At 44.0% G+C, this 16,012-nt stretch carries 12 protein-coding genes; 2 read left to right on the top strand and 10 right to left on the bottom strand.

Annotated features, from left to right (window positions below; all coding sequences use genetic code 11):
* Window positions 1-7: 7 nt before the first annotated feature.
* Complete coding sequence (locus ABDV94_RS17380; protein ID WP_343748481.1) at window positions 8-655, top strand: hypothetical protein; 648 nt, start codon at window positions 8-10, stop codon at window positions 653-655.
* 45 nt (window positions 656-700) lie between these two features.
* Here the strand turns inward: ABDV94_RS17380 and ABDV94_RS17385 are convergent, their stop codons facing one another.
* The 8 genes from ABDV94_RS17385 to ABDV94_RS17420 all read right to left on the bottom strand — a co-directional run bounded on the left by ABDV94_RS17385 (window position 701) and on the right by ABDV94_RS17420 (window position 13,047).
* On the bottom strand, window positions 701-1,477 hold the full coding sequence (locus ABDV94_RS17385) for a DUF4249 family protein (RefSeq protein WP_343748482.1): 777 nt from the start codon (window positions 1,475-1,477) through the stop codon (window positions 701-703).
* A 108-nt stretch (window positions 1,478-1,585) separates the two neighbouring features.
* The gene (locus ABDV94_RS17390) at window positions 1,586-3,907 is read right to left on the bottom strand and encodes a TonB-dependent receptor (protein WP_343748483.1); all 2,322 of its coding nucleotides are present in this window, start codon (window positions 3,905-3,907) and stop codon (window positions 1,586-1,588) included.
* Between the two features lie 160 nt (window positions 3,908-4,067).
* Window positions 4,068-5,147: a peptide chain release factor 1 gene (prfA, locus tag ABDV94_RS17395; RefSeq protein ID WP_343748484.1), complete on the bottom strand. Its 1,080-nt coding sequence runs from the start codon at window positions 5,145-5,147 to the stop codon at window positions 4,068-4,070.
* A gap of 138 nt (window positions 5,148-5,285) precedes the next feature.
* Complete coding sequence (locus ABDV94_RS17400) at window positions 5,286-6,458, bottom strand: AIR synthase related protein (RefSeq protein WP_343748485.1); 1,173 nt, start codon at window positions 6,456-6,458, stop codon at window positions 5,286-5,288.
* A 216-nt stretch (window positions 6,459-6,674) separates the two neighbouring features.
* Window positions 6,675-8,849 carry an OmpA family protein gene (locus tag ABDV94_RS17405; protein ID WP_343748486.1) on the bottom strand — a complete coding sequence of 725 codons (2,175 nt, stop codon included), beginning with the start codon at window positions 8,847-8,849 and terminating at the stop codon, window positions 6,675-6,677.
* Window positions 8,850-9,011: 162 nt separating this feature from the next.
* Window positions 9,012-10,043, bottom strand: a complete 1,032-nt coding sequence (locus ABDV94_RS17410) for an RluA family pseudouridine synthase (RefSeq protein WP_343748487.1) — start codon at window positions 10,041-10,043, stop codon at window positions 9,012-9,014.
* Window positions 10,044-10,046: 3 nt separating this feature from the next.
* Entirely contained in the window at window positions 10,047-12,242 is a 2,196-nt protein-coding gene (locus ABDV94_RS17415; RefSeq protein WP_343748488.1) for a T9SS type A sorting domain-containing protein, read from the bottom strand.
* A gap of 16 nt (window positions 12,243-12,258) precedes the next feature.
* Window positions 12,259-13,047 (bottom strand): PASTA domain-containing protein, encoded by a 789-nt coding sequence (locus ABDV94_RS17420; RefSeq protein ID WP_343748489.1) that lies wholly within the window; start codon window positions 13,045-13,047, stop codon window positions 12,259-12,261.
* A 151-nt stretch (window positions 13,048-13,198) separates the two neighbouring features.
* On the opposite strand from ABDV94_RS17420, the gene ABDV94_RS17425 reads away from it, so the two are divergent.
* The gene (locus ABDV94_RS17425; protein ID WP_343748490.1) at window positions 13,199-14,164 is read left to right on the top strand and encodes a D-alanine--D-alanine ligase; all 966 of its coding nucleotides are present in this window, start codon (window positions 13,199-13,201) and stop codon (window positions 14,162-14,164) included.
* Between the two features lie 370 nt (window positions 14,165-14,534).
* Here the strand turns inward: ABDV94_RS17425 and ABDV94_RS17430 are convergent, their stop codons facing one another.
* Both ABDV94_RS17430 and ABDV94_RS17435 read right to left on the bottom strand, forming a co-directional pair.
* Window positions 14,535-15,110 (bottom strand): leucine-rich repeat domain-containing protein, encoded by a 576-nt coding sequence (locus ABDV94_RS17430; protein ID WP_343748491.1) that lies wholly within the window; start codon window positions 15,108-15,110, stop codon window positions 14,535-14,537.
* Window positions 15,070-16,008, bottom strand: a complete 939-nt coding sequence (locus tag ABDV94_RS17435) for a bifunctional riboflavin kinase/FAD synthetase (RefSeq protein ID WP_343748492.1) — start codon at window positions 16,006-16,008, stop codon at window positions 15,070-15,072. The genes ABDV94_RS17430 and ABDV94_RS17435 overlap by 41 nt, the downstream gene beginning before the upstream one ends.
* Window positions 16,009-16,012 lie beyond the last annotated feature (4 nt).

Here is a 16,012-nt window from a genome sequence, read left to right on the forward strand (position 1 = left end):
TCTTTTCATGCAGCTTTATTTCCGCCTTTTTCTCGCCACTTTTCTCATCCAGTTTTGTTCATACGCGCAATTTTATCTCGGAGCTTTCGGTGGATATAACCTGGGAACACGTCTCAATACCGGGATTTTTACAGAATTCTCATTACAGGATTTCTGGCCCGCAAGTATCAAGGTCAGCTATACGTATCATGTTCCTTATTCGAAGAACGGGTATGAAAGACCAACCATGAAGCATATTGGAAGTGACTCCGAAACAACCGAACATTTTGCTTCAACAAGAGAAACCTTTCAGCATCATTCCATCAGTTTGGAGTATAAACACTACATGTCCGATTTTTACGAGGATGAAGGAGGGACTTATTTCAGATCCATCGTCGGGTTATCTTTCTCCAAAGTCAACCGGGAATGGTCCGGTTTCCAGGATCAATTCCTTGTAACCAATTTCGACCTGTTTCAAATCAGGCAAACGTCTTTGAACCTGGGGCTTGCTTTTGGTTATGAACTCCCGATCTCAGATAGTTTCCTGATTTACGGCGATATCGGAGCCATGCTCCCGTTTATCAAACTTTACAGCAACAGCACAGAATACAGAGGTTTTCCCGAATTCACATTGGGTCTGCAGCTGGGCGTTAAATACAAACTCTTCAACACCTAAAACACGTCGTTTTTATCTGCTGACATCAATCAAAAGAAGTCCTCTTTAATTGACAACTACTGTTTTCGAATCAACCGTGCGGGCAGAAAAATAGCCCATGCATCCGCCGTTCATGTTTGAAACCGGGTTGGCCGGAGTAGCACTGCTGGAAGAATTGACCGATAACTGGTTGAAATACGTATACACCGGCTTGTCAATGCAGAAGAAATCTACCCGAACCGTGTCCTGTAGTACCAAATCCGATATAAACAAGGGCTGAATCACCAGGTTTCCGTCCGTAAACTGGTCGTCCTGGAGGTAAATACTTTTGTCTTTCACCCCGTTTACATACACATGAAACTGGAAGTAATTCGCCACGTTGGCTTCGTCGTAATGCGTCGGAACGATTGCAATCAGGGTATCTGTACCGAACGGGTAAAAGGCCGCATACAAATTATCCATTGCCTGGTAATTCGGCATGGTACTGCTTCCGGAATAGGTTTCCCCATCTACGACAACTGTCAGCGTATAGGTTCGTCCTTCCACTCCCGGATAGGAAGCCAGCTCATACCATCCGTTTCCTACGGAAGTGAAACTCGCTGCGTTTCCTAAATTATCAATGATGGTAACAACCGCATTATCGACTGTTGGAGGTGCTGTACTTTCATCAAAATTTTGTGTTTTGGTCACCCGGACGCGCTGCACCGTATCGCCACGCAAAATCGTTCCTTCAACAACGACTTTCTGATCGGTGTTGTTCAAATCCACATTGATTACTTTTTCACAACTTGAAATCGCAAGCAGAAAAAGAAGAGACAGGGCTATTGTTATTGCAAATTTCATCTTCGTTCTATTTAATTTATTCCATCCACTTCCGTGGATTGTTATCGAAAGCGATGCTTCTTATGACCGCGCTAACGCTTGTCTTTTATCACCAGCCGCAGCTGGCTCTTATTTGAATTTAAAGTTGTACGTAATTGCCGGAACAATCCGGAACAGGGTTGTCTGTACCGCTTCGGTTTTCGACGGATCGTCTTTATTCTCACGGAACGTGATGGAATAAGCGTTCTCATGCGCGTAGGCATTGTAGATCGAGAAGTTCCAGCTGCTTTCAAACTTCTTGGTGTTTTTGCGCAGCCAGGTTACCCCCAAATCCAACCGGTGGTAGTTCGGCATGCGGTAACCGTTTCGTTGGGTGTAGATGAAGTACGTTTCCCCGTCGATCTGGTATTTCCCGGAAGGGAAGGTCACCGCATTTCCGGTGTAGAACACAAACAGGGCGGAAACGGACCATTTCGGGGTAATCTCATAGATTCCAACTACCGACAAATCGTGTGTCCGGTCTTGTTTTGCCAAATACCATTTTCCGTCGTTGATTCCGTCGATTTTACGTTCTGTACGCGACAAGGTATACCCGATCCACCCGGTAAATTTCCCGGATTTCTTTTTCAGCATGATTTCCAAACCATAAGCCCGCCCGATTCCGGAAAGTAATTCTCCTTCCAGGCGTTCGTTTGCCTGTTCGTTTGCTCCGTTTTTGTAATCCAGCTGGTTCTGCATCCATTTGTAATAGACTTCCGTACTCAATTCCAATTTGTTGTCGAAGAAATTCTTAAACCACCCCAGCGCCACCTGATCGGAAACTTCGGGCTTGATATTCAAACTGGAAGACAACCACACATCTGTAGGCGAACCGGAAGTGGAATTTGAAACCTGGTGGATGTTCTGCGTATTGCGGGCATAAGCCGCTTTGATCGACTGGCTTTTCATGTACTGCCAGCTGAATGAAACGCGTGGTTCCACATAGAAATACGATTTCAGAAATTTGTTTTTGGAATATGTATTCGTGGTTGCCACTGTTCCGTCCGGGTTATAGGTATACATCTCGTCTCCGTTCGCCAGCGCGATCAGGTTCGATCCTCTCAAACCGTAACTCAAAGTAAATTTCTCACTCAAACTGTAATCGTTCGAAATGTACACGGCATTTTCAATGGAGTTCGTCGGTTTGATGCGTTTTGCATTGATTCCTGATCCTTCGCTCGCATCAATTTGTCCCGGAGTAATTCCGTGGTTGATCACGTTCAAACCGATTTTCACTTTGTTGCGGTGATTCGGGAACCACTGGAACTCTTGTTTCACATTGAAATCCTGGATTTGGGAAGTGATATCAAACTTCACGTCTCCACCGGAAATCGAGATTTTGTAATCGTATTTACTGTAGATGAAAGAGGTATTGGAAAACCATTTGTCGTTGATGATGTGGTTCCAGCGGAGTGTTCCGGTGGTATTTCCCCAGTTGATTCCGAAAATATCTCCCAATCCCAATTTGTCTCTTCCGAAGTAGCCGGAAAGGAACAAACGGTCTTTTTTCCCGAGTCGGTAATTCAGTTTTGCATTCAGATCGTAGAAAAACAGTTTGTTGTCTTTGAATCGATCCGAAAGTTTCAGGAACACATCGGCATAGGTTCGTCTTCCCGAGATCAGGAAAGAGGCTTTATCTTTTGCAATTGGCCCTTCCACGATCAGTTTGGATGAGATCAACCCGATTCCACCACCCACATTATAGCGTTTCTGGTTTCCGTCGTTCATTTTAATATCCAAAACAGAAGAGAGCCTTCCTCCGTAGTTTGCCGGCTGGTTTCCTTTAAACAACATCGCATCTTTGATCGCATCGGAATTGAAGGTAGAAAAGAACCCGAGCAAGTGGCTCGCATTATACACCGGCGCTTCGTCCAGCAAAATAAGGTTCTGGTCTGCTCCCCCTCCGCGCACGTAAAACCCGGAGCTTCCTTCCCCGGCATTTTTCACTCCCGGAATGAGCTGCATGGTTTTAATAAGGTCTTTTTCCCCGAAAATCACCGGGATTTTTGCAATTTCCTTTGGGTCGATTTTCTCTACTCCCATGAGCGGATCACGTACATTCGCGTCCGGGCGTTCCGTAGAAATAACCACTTCTTCCAATTCGGTCTCATCCTGTTCCGTCTTCAGTTGAAAATCCATCGACTGGGAAACCGACAAATCCACCTCTTTTTCTATCGTTAAGTAACCGGTTGCTGTTACCTGGATAGTATATTTTCCCGCTGGCAGCGTCAGTGAATAAAATCCGTATTCATTGGTCAGTGTTCCTATTTTCTGGTCTTTGACCCGGACAATTGCCCCGATAATCTCTTCTCCTTTCGACTGATCTTTGATCGTTCCACTCAAAGTGGCATTGGTCTGTCCAAAGGAAATGGACGTTATCAGAACAAATAAAATGTGTAATCCTACTCTCATTGTGGCTTTGTTGAGGTATAAAATTCGCATTTCTCTGCCAAAATCGATTAAAAAAATGGTAAGTGGTTGTCATTATTCGGTTAATGGTAAAAACGAAAAAGGTGATTTCGACTATGCGTAATCACCTTTTTAATTATCAATTAGCTTATTATCAAATGATTTAATTCAGCTCGCCTTTCATTTTTTCGGCATTTTCGGCCATTTTCAGTGCATCAATCATTTCCTGGATATCTCCGTTCATGAACACGCCCAGGTTGTACATCGTTTTGTTGATGCGGTGATCTGTAATCCGGCCCTGCGGATAGTTGTATGTACGTATTTTCGCCGAGCGGTCTCCTGTTGATACCAATGTTTTACGCTGAGCGGCACGTTCCTGGTGCACGCGGTCCAATTCTGCCTGGTACAAGCGGGAACGCAAAACCGAAATTGCTTTCTCCAGGTTTTTGTGCTGGGAACGTCCGTCCTGACATTCCACCACCACTCCTGTCGGGATGTGTGTCAAACGAATCGCAGATTCCGTTTTGTTGATGTGCTGACCTCCCGCACCCGATGCACGGAACGTATCTTTACGCACGTCGTTCATGTCGAGTTCAAAATCCACTTCCTCCGCTTCCGGCAACACAGCTACCGTGATTGCGGACGTGTGTACCCGCCCCTGGGATTCTGTTTCCGGAACACGCTGTACGCGGTGAACCCCGGATTCAAACTTCAACATTCCGTAAATTCCGGCACCGGAAATACTCATGGAAATCTCTTTGTATCCTTTCACGGAACCTTCCGATGAGTTAACGATTTCGTAATTCCACCCCATTTCCTTGAAGTACATCGTGTACATGCGGAAAATATCTTCTACGAAAATACACGCCTCATCCCCACCGGTTCCGGCACGAAGTTCGACAATCGCGTTTTTATCATCTTCCGGATCTTTCGGGATCAGAAGCACTTTAATTTCTTCTTCAATTTCCGGTCTTTTCTGCTCCAACTCGTCGATTTCCATCTTCGCCATTTCGCGCATTTCCGGATCGGTTTCCGTTTCAAGCAGTTCTTTCGAGCTTTTCAGGTTGTCCAGGATATTCTTGTATGCTTTATAGGCATTGTCAACCTCTTCCAGGTCGCGATATTCCTTGTTCAATTTCACATAACGATCCATATCCGAAATAATATCCGGGTCGGTGATCATTTTACCGACTTCTACAAATCGGAAGTGAATTGCTTCCAGTTTACTTAATAAATCCTGCATTTATTTTCTAATCTTTTAATTCTCTAATCTTATTCAAGCAGAAGACTTCAACTTTGCACTTTCCTTGCATCAAGCAAGATTGTTTTTTTCTTATCGCGAAGAAACAAAGAGCGCAAAGGTATTTGAAGCAGCTATTATCTATCCGTTGTAAACGAATGCTCCCACTTCCGAGCGAACAGTTACCTGTTTCCCGTCCATTTTTTCTACACGACCGATAATCTGAGCATCAATTCCGAACGATTTACTGATCTCGATGATCTGCTGTGCCTCGCTTTCCGGAAGGTAAATTTCCATGCGGTGTCCCATGTTGAACACTTTGTACATTTCTTTCCAGTCTGTTCCTGACTCTTCCTGGATCATTCGGAACAATGGCGGAATCGGGAACAAATTGTCTTTGATTACGTGAACGTTGTCTACGAAATGAAGCACTTTTGTTTGCGCTCCTCCCGAACAATGAACCATTCCGTGAATCGAAGCGCGGCACTTGTCCAGAATCGCTTTAATAACCGGAGCATACGTTCTCGTTGGAGAAAGCACCAGTTTTCCGGCATCTACCGGAACTCCATCTACGGCATCTGTCAGATTTTTCGAACCGGAATAAACCAATTCGGAAGGCACTGCAGCATCAAAGCTTTCCGGGTATTTTGCTGCCAATGTTTTGTTGAACACATCGTGGCGGGCAGAAGTCAATCCGTTTGACCCCATTCCTCCGTTGTATGCATCTTCATATGTTGCCTGGCCAAAGGAAGCCAAACCTACGATGACATCGCCACCCTGGATGGTATGATTCGAAATCACCTCGGAGCGCTTCATGCGGCAAACTACCGTTGAATCCACAATAATCGTACGTACCAGATCACCCACATCGGCAGTTTCTCCGCCTGTGGAATAAATTCCGATTCCCTGTCCGCGCAGTGTTTCAAGCAGTTCTTCTGTTCCGTTGATAATTGCAGCGATTACTTCTCCGGTAATCAAGTTCTTGTTTCGACCGATCGTGGAGGAAAGCAAAATATTCTCCGTTGCTCCAACACACAGCAGGTCATCGATGTTCATGATGAGCGCATCCTGTGCAATTCCTTTCCACACGGAAACATCGCCGGTTTCTTTCCAATACATATATGCCAGCGAGGATTTCGTACCCGCACCATCGGCGTGCATCACGATACAGTACTCTTCGTCTCCTGTCAAATAATCAGGGACTATTTTACAAAATGCTTTTGGGAACAAGCCTTTATCGACTTTTTTGATCGCGTTGTGAACTTCTTCCTTTCCAGCGGAAACACCTCGCAAATTGTATCGAACGTCTGACATATAAAAATTTGAAAACGCAAAGTTACAAAATTCAATTGAGAGCGCGGGACAGAACACAAAAAAGCCTTCGTCGGTCTGACGAAGGCTTTTCGTTATCTTTTCAGCTGCGATACTTTTTTTTTCATAGCTGCACTAACGTTTGCTATGTATCGCAAGCAGTGCTCTTTTTTTATAGCCGCACTAACGTTTGCTATGTATCGCAAGCAGTGCTTGCTCTTACCTTGCTTTTGGAAGCGGTTTGAAGATCAGGTAATCCGGATTCGCTGGCAACGCAGTATTTGCATCGAATTCCAGTGAAAGTACCTTCCCTTCTGTACGTCTGTTGAACTGTTGCAATTGCTCAAACAATACTTTGTTTGTTTTCTTGAACTTGTTCATGTACGCTTCTGTCAACGTGATCGTCTGTACTCCCGCCTGGATATTTCCTTCAGCATCTCTCGGCTCATTTTCATGGTAGCGTCCTCCGTACAGATAAACAACACGTGGCTCACGCTCTCCTTTTCCAACCGGAACGATACGACGCGGATCAACTCCTTTTTCTTCAACTAAGAATTTGTAACATGCTTTCGCACGGTTTTCAGAAAGAACCTGGTTGTAGACATCATTACCACGAGGGTCAGTATGTGAACTCAACTCCAATACCAATCCCGGGTTGTCAACCAACAAGTCGTATACGTACAACAAGGAGTCTTTGGAGTTAATCGTAGAGTCAACTAACAAGTCCCATTTTGCCAAAGGATAACGAACTTCCGGCAAACGGATTGGTTTCTTAACAGGGAATAATCCCATATCCAGTACGAAATCCTGGTTGTACACCAATAATTTTGTAGAGATAGATGCTCCTGTTTTGTTTTCGTAGTATCCTTCTTTGGAGATATTGATTTTGTATTCGGATTCTTCCTGGATGTAACGGTCACCGTTTGGTTTCTTATCCCAGAATACTGATCCGTCTTTTGAAGTCAAACCTTCCCATTTTTCGTTCGGGTTCGATCCGGTTACAACCACTTTTACCCCTTCGATTTTTGTTTGACGTGTTTTATCTGTCAGGTCAAATACATTCACTTTCAAAGAGAAAATGTTCGGAGGAAGTTCGTACATCCATAAATCCGGAACATTCTGATCACCTACGTTTCCTTTACGCTCAGAAGTAAAGTATCCTTTGCGGTCATCTACTTCAACCATGGCGTAATCGTTGAACTCAGAGTTGATCGGAGAACCGTAGTTTGTCGGTTTTTCCCACTGGTTTTTGTCTTTGATTTTCTCTGCGCGGAACATATCCAACCCTCCCATTCCAGGAAGACCGTCAGAAGCATAAATCAAGTCTCCGTTTTTCGCGAAGCTTGGGAACAATTCGTTTCCGGCTGTATTGACTTCCGGCCCCATGTTTACTGGAGTTGTCCAGGAATCAGATTTCTTATCGTAAGTCGTATACCACAAATCGTGACCTCCCTGTCCTCCTGGCAAATCAGAAGCAAAGATCAGGAATTTACCGTCGTCGCTTACACACGGGTGACCAACAGACAAGGTGTCATTTGGTTTCAATGGAAGTTTTTTCGGACGTTCCCATCCTTTTCCTCCTAATTCAGACATGTAGATATCACATCCCAGATTCTTTTTCTTTGTACTTGGACAACGTGTGAAGAACATGGTTTTTCCACGTGCATCGATACACAATGTACCTTCGCTGTCTTCTGTATTGATGCTGTCACCTACGATTGGTTTCGGCTCCAGCCAGTTTCCTTTTTTATCCAGTTCGGAAACGAAGATATCCATATATTTCTGGCAAGTCAGCGGATCTTTTGCTTTTCCTGCAATTCCAGGGCGTTCACTGGAAGAACCGAATGCAATCTTGGTATCTTTTTTATCTACGAACATCGGAGCCATATCTGTTCCTTCCATGTTCAATGCTTTCACATTCGAAACAGTGTGGCGTGTTCTGTTTTCTTTAAACTCTTCGTACATCTTGCAGGATGCTATTCCTACGTCCGCTCTCGGATCGTCCGGAACTAACGCTTTGTAAGCCTTATAGTTTTCCTGGGCTTTTTTCAAATCTCCCATTTGACGAAGCATATCTGCGTTGTATAACAAAACCAATGGCTCTTTCTGCTGAAATTTCAACAAGATGGCTTTTTCATACCATTCGTTTGCTCTTTTGAAATTATCGACGTTTCGGTAGCATTCAGCAGTTTTAAAAGCCATGTCTCCTTTTTGAGTAAGACCGGATTTAGACTTGCGTTTGATTTTGGAATAGGCCAACTCACATTTTGACGCTGCTTCGCAGTAATTTCCACTTCTAAACTGAGTATTTGCATCTTTGATTTGCTTTACCTGCCCGAAGGACAAGCTGGAAACAATCAAAAGTCCAGATAAAATAAGCGTTTTAACATTCATAGCAAGGTGCAATCTTTTTATATAAATACAGTGATAATCAACAATATACAGATTTAAAGGTATAGTTGTTCAGTTATCATGATTGCCGAAATTAAATTAAAATTTTGAATACGCACTATTTATCCGGGAAAAAAAAACGTCAAAAAGTGATTTTGTGATAAATTATTCAGTAACGTATCTCTCCCATTTATTCAGCAATTCCTGAAAACCTTGCGGCAATTCGGAATCAAACTGCATCCATTCGTGTGTCTTCGGATGTTGGAATCCTAACGATTTGGCATGCAATGCCTGTCCGGGGATCAACTCAAAACAATTATGAATGAACTGCTTGTATTTATCATGTGTTGTGCCTCTTACAATGCGGTCTCCGCCATATTCCAGGTCGTGAAACAGCGGATGTCCTTTCCATTTCAGATGGGTTCTGATCTGGTGGGTTCGCCCCGTTTCCAGCTTACATTCCACCAGGGTTACCAACCCAAAACGCTTCAATACTTTCACGTGTGTTACGGCATGTTTTCCATGGTCTCCCTCCGGAAAAACGGTCATAACCTTGCGGTTCTGAAACGAGCGTCCCAGGTTTCCTTCGATCCGCATATCTTCTTCCACGTCTCCCCAAACCAACGCATGATAGCGCCTTTCGGTGGTGCGGTCGTAAAATTGCTTCGCCAGGTTTGTCAGTGCATCTTCTGTTTTTGCCACCACCATGATTCCGGTTGTGTGCTTGTCCAGCCGGTGCACCAATCCGGGACGTCCGTAATAATCGGATTTTCGTTCCGGCAGATTGTCAAAATGATACACCAATGCATTGACCAATGTTCCGGTATAATTTCCATATCCGGGATGCACCACCATATCAGCCGGTTTGTTGATCACGATGAGCTGATCGTCCTCATAAATAATGTCGAGCGGAATATTCTGCGGAATCAGTTCGATTTCGCGTACCGGATAAGGCAACACAATTGCGACCTCATCCTTAGGCTTTACTTTGTAGTTCGATTTAACGGATTTCCCATTCACGACCACGCTCCCGTTACGGGCAGCGGATTGAATTTTATTCCGCGAGGTATTCGGAAGCCGGTCGATCAGATATTTATCTATTCGCACCAATTCCTGTCCCGGATCTACTTTAAAACGGTAATGTTCAAAAAGCTCCTCTTCCTCTTGCTCTACATCCCGACCAGGATCTTCATTCATCTCTTAACGGATAATTTTTATAACGTTTTGGGTATTGTTCAGTTTCAAAAAGTAGATTCCGTTCGGTGCGTCACTCAGGTCAAACTGCGCGTGCTCTGACGATACATTCAATACTGTTCTTCCCTGTGCATCCAATAATACAGCTCCCGGGAATGCTTCCTGTGATCTCCAGTCGATGTGAACCACACCGCTTGTCGGGTTCGGGTAAACTCCCCAGGAAATTTCTTTTCGCTGCTCATTTACAGATAAATCGAAATTATCGCTGGTTTCGAAAAGCGGACGCATCATCGGTACTCCGGGAGTAGATGAATTGGTCCAGGTAGTTCCTCCGTTCAGCGAGAAAAACAACTTATCAGAATGATCATTGTTTTTATCAAAACCTACATTCAACGGATCGGAGTCAATCTGACGCATTCCGACATAGAATGCACCGCCATCCAATGACAAACGGGTGTCTTTTAAAATGTAATCGGTAAAGATTCCTCTTCCGTCTTCATACTTCGGTGTTCTCGGGAAAAAGAACTGGTCTTCATACAAAACAGATCCTGGCACGCCGTTGTTATCTCCCCAAACGGTGAGCAGGAACAACTTGTTCGACAAATCTTTTACTGTCGGCACGAAACAAATCCGAACCCCAAGCAAAGTATCTGCCTGGTAAGGCTGGAATTTCAATGCCAATCGTCCCTGTACCTGTGAAATTCCGTATGCTGCTTCTGCAGAACCGTCATCGTAAGCGTATACATTTTCGAATACTTGTTGTGTATACGAAGAATCGTTCATGGAAAGGTTCGGGAACTGTGACCCCGCATTTCCAATAATATCAAATGTTTTGGTGTCAACAGCAGGTGTTGTGGAGAATGTATATCCTCCGGTGAAATTGTGCACACTTTCAACCACTGTTCTTGGCTCATAGTTGATTCCGTCTGACAAAAGTGAGGCTACCAGCGTAAAGGAGCCTTCGGTTGTTCCGTTGAAATTGACATTCACATTTCCGTTCATGTTATTTTCCTGGATATTGGAACCATTTCTTACGGTCACTTTCACCGCCGGGTTCATGTGAGTCGGGTTATTCACCCAATGTTCCCAGGGAACTTGCGTATACGTATCGATCAGTGAACCGATCGGGTACACAAAGGCAAAATCTTTAAATAACGTATCCTGATAACCACTTCCGGCTCTCAAATGCACGTAGTCGAGGTGAAATTCATCCAGCATCCCTGAAAGACCTCCGTAGTTTTTGAAGCGGATTTTGAACCCGTTATTGAAATAGGCTGCACTGGTAATTTTGATGTGGCCCACCTGGAAGTCATTTTGCGGACCGCCGCTGGTTGCCCAGATGTGATTCCAGCTGTTAGTTCCTTTATTGAAAAACTCCAGGATCAGTGAATCCTGTACTTCAGGCGCGTCTCCGAAACCTTGTCGCTGTACCAGGAAACTCAGGTAAATCGAATCATTTGGCGCAAAGGTCGACAAATCGATGGTTTTGGATGTCAAATAATCGGCATAACCGCTTTGTGTTGTTCCGATAGCATACGGATACCCGTTTTCGTCCAATCCGTCGAAAGTAGCCACTCCCAATGTCCACGGATTTACCGCATGGGTATAATTATGGTATACGGTTTTATCCGTCCAGTATTTTGCCTGGTCTACTTCATGAAAAAAGAAAACCAGCACCGAATCCTGCTTGATATCCGGGTTGCTGATGGCAATGGTATCGGGAGGTGTTCCCTGATCCAAATCTTCATAGATATTGTATGGCGGATATAACTGAATCGTCGAATACACGACCGGGTAGTTTTGGAAACTCGCCATTTTGATCGAAATCAACGGTAAATCCGTTTGTGTCTGAGTTCCTCCGGAAGTCGTGTATTTCTTGGTGGGATTACTTGAGAATACTTTGTCGTTTGTCAAAGGAACATCCGACAGGTCGGTCAGGTAATAGAACTTTTGTTCCGTCACTCCCGGATCTCCCGGCTGTGAGTTCATCAACGAAAATCTGGAATGCGAAAACTCATCCAAAATCGGCAGTGAAAGCGTGTCGAAAGAATAAACAAACGTACTATCAATACTCGTCGTTGCTTTTAAACGATAGGGTTTCCCTTCGCCTCTCTTAATCGCTCCGATGGGGCTGAGAACCTCCTGTCCGAACGAAAGAATACCAAAAGCAAGTACAAAAAAAGGAACTAAACTAAATCTCATGTTGTTTTGCATTTAGCTACCTTCTTTCAGCCGAAACCGTAATCGTTGTTCCTGGTGAAACGGTTACTCCTTCAAGATATTCCGGGCTTTGGGAATAAATAACAGCAGTGGTTGTATCAGCAGCGGTTGAACAGCCGTCGCACAGACCGACTAAAATATGTAGCGATATGCCACTTAAACGCGCTTTCGCCTCAGATATTGTCAATCCGTTCAAATCAATCAGTTCAACTGGCTGTGAAGCACTGTTTTGTCCCACAACCAATGTCACTACGCTTCCAACCGGGATTTTCGTTCCTTCCTTGATTTCACGTCCGTTGTATAACTGTCTCAATACCGCTCCGTTTGCTTCGCTGCTCGGAACATAATTCTTGCGGTATTTCAACCCCCTGTTTTTCAAAATGCTTTCTGCAATGCGCTCCGATTTATCGATCAGGCTCGGCATTTCAACCAAACGCGATTTTTTCGATACCTGTACACGGATTACACGACCAGACTTCACAGATACCAATGATTTGGAAGTCGGAAGCGGATCCTGTGACACAATCGTCCCGGTAGGCAATTCAGGTCTGTAAACGGAATCCAATACTTCCATTTTCAATTCCAGCGCTTCCAGCTTGGATTGCGCGCCCTCCGTTCTAAGACCAACCACATTCGGCACATCTATTTTTTCTCCGTGATTGGTATACTGATCCAGATAAAGTATCAGGATTCCGACCACCACGAAATAAGTCAGCACAATGAAGATAGTATGCTTCAAAAAGTGCTTACTCCAAACAAATGCTCTAAGCTTCTGTAAAAACTTCATAAATCGATTGTAAGTTGCAACAAATATAGAAAGAATGTTTCTGCGAGAATGCACCAAGAGATGAAGCTTTTAACAATCATTTCTGAAAACTTTTCCTCCGGATGCAGATGCACCGTTCAATTATCCGCTAATTTTGTGAAAAATACATGATATGAAGCGAGTTGGTTTGTTTTGCGGCGGATATTCTTCTGAGTTTGAAATCTCATTAAAAAGTGCTCAAACAATCCGGGATAATTTCCCGGACGGATACGAACCTGTGCTCATTCATGTAACGGAAAACGGGTGGTTCGTTCCTGTAAACGGAGAACAGTTTCCTTTTTCAATCGAAAGCATGAGCTATCGGATCCATGATACGGAACACACCATCGACATCGGTTTGGTGTACATCCACGGAAACCCGGGCGAAAACGGGAAAATCCAGGCTTTGCTCGACATGAAGGGAATTCCGTATGTGAACTCCAATGCCCTGGCTTCGGAATTGAGTTTCGATAAATGGTACTGTAACCAGTTTCTTTCCCGTTTCGGAATCCCGGTAGCCAAATCGCTTTTCCTCAAATCCCGCCACGAATTTACAGCCGAACACATTCTGAATGAATTGGGACTTCCTTGTTTTGTAAAACCTTCCGATTCCGGTTCCAGCTTTGGAATCAGTAAAGTTTCCGAAGCAGAAAACCTGCAGGCCGCGCTTGATAAAGCGTTTGAAGAAGGTGACACGGTGGTTATCGAATCGTTTTTGAAAGGAACCGAAGTGACCTGCGGAATTTACCGCTCACCTGCCGGCTTGGTCACGCTTCCGCTCACCGAGATCGTTTCCGACAATGATTTCTTCGATTATGAAGCCAAATACCTGGGACAATCGCAGGAAATCACTCCGGCACGTATTCCGGATGCTATTCGCGACATCGTATGGGAGCGCACAAAAGAAATTTACACCTTACTGCAGTTGCGTTCTATTGCACGCGTTGATTTCATGGTGGTGAATGACATTCCACATGTAATCGAGGTAAATACTACTCCTGGGTTCTCACCGGCAAGTTTGGTTCCGCAAATGCTGGCTGAAGCAGGTACTCCTATCAAAGATTTCTGGACGCAGATTTTTGAAGTGGAGCTGAAATAGACCGGTTTTTATTTCTTTCATTTCCCACGAAGCCCGCAAAAGGATCGCTGTAGATTTAAAACACGCAACGATCACCAGGTGATTGTTGTGTCCTATGTCGTTTTAATGTGCCAGTGTGATCGAAACGGAGTGTTCTAAATCGCGTTTATTTCATTCTGAATCCCTTGCTATGACTGACCAGTATGCAATATCGCGAACACACAACCAAACGCATAAAAACTGAAAAAGGGTACAATCCAAATAGTACCCTTTTCCAAACCTAAAACCCAATTTACCAAACCAATCAGAGAGATTTCTGATTTATACTTGACACCCATATGATGAGCGTATTTTTAAATGGTTGGAAAAAAAGATAAAAAAAAATTAAAATTTATTCTACGCAGTGACACGGAGGATCAAAATACCACTTTACCTGCGGCATAGACTCTTCCCATTTCTGCTGAAAATGAGGGCCTAACATAATCGAACGCATATCCACTACTTCTAATTTTTTCAGGTTTAAAATTTCTTCAGGAAGTGCATTAATCGGGTTATCCCAGATATCGAGCATCTTCAAATCTGCCAAATATCCGATACAAGCCGGAAGCGAGCTGATTCGATTCCGTGCCAGGTGCAATTTTTGCAATTTCGGCAGTTGACAAATCACAATCGGAGCCGCATCAATATTATTTTTGGTCGCATCCAGGATTTTCAGCAATTTGAATCCTCCCATTTCCAAAGGAAGTTCCTTCAATTTGTTTTTGGAAATATTCAGGTACTTCAGGTTCTTAAATGCATACAGTTTTTCCGGGATTTTTTCCCACTTCAATTTCGATGCATCCAACGCAAAAATGGTATCGGGATTGGCTTTTTGAACTTCCTCCCAGCGATAAATTTTCAGGGTATCCTGTTGAGCCAGCAGTACGCTAGACCAGTGTAGAAAGATAATTGCGAGCAGTAATTTCATCCAGCTGAATTTGATTCTTTAAGTCTTCTATGTTCTCAAAACGTTTTTCGTCACGAATATGTTGCATGACCTCCACTTTCATCCGTTGCCCATAGATTTCTTCCTGGAAATCAAACAGGTGAATTTCGATCGTTACCTGTCCGTTATTCGCAACCGTAGGGCGGGTTCCCACATTCATCACGCCGGATAACACGCGATCTCCCAAATACGCTTTAGCTACATACACCCCATTTTTCGGAACAATTTTATCCGGGTTTTCCAAATCGATATTTGCAGTCGGAAAACCGATGGTTCTGCCGATCTGTTGTCCTTTCACGATGTTTCCTTCCAATACAAACGGAGTTCCCAATAAGGTTGCCGCGTATGCCACATTTCCTTCCAAAATGGCGTTCCGGATTTTAGTAGAACTGATTGTCGTTTCTTCAACGGAAATCGCAGGAAGTTGAAAGACATTGAAATGATAAACCTCCCCCAATTCCTGGAGCTCCTGGAACGATCCCTCCCGATTTTTTCCGAAATGGTGGTCGTGGCCGATGTGCATTTCACTCACTCCAATCTGGTTCACCAGCACATCCCGCACAAATTCCATGGCTGAAAGCCGCGAAAATTCTTTGGTAAAAGGAAATAAAATAACCGTATCAAGTCCCAGTTCTTCAAGTTTTTCGAGCTTTTCCTCAACGGTATCAATCAATTTCACCGAATAGCTTTCCGGGTAAAGCACCTTCCTCGGATGCGGTTCGAAAGTAAACAAAACCGATTCCTTACCTTCGCTCTTTGCTTTTTCAATCAATGAACGAATAATCTCCTGATGCCCCAAATGAACGCCATCATACGTTCCCAAAGTCAGGATTGGGCTATTAAACTTTATTTCAGGAGTCAATTGACGGACGATACGCATAATA

The organism is Fluviicola sp., from assembly GCF_039596355.1.
Classification (GTDB): domain Bacteria; phylum Bacteroidota; class Bacteroidia; order Flavobacteriales_D; family Crocinitomicaceae; genus Fluviicola.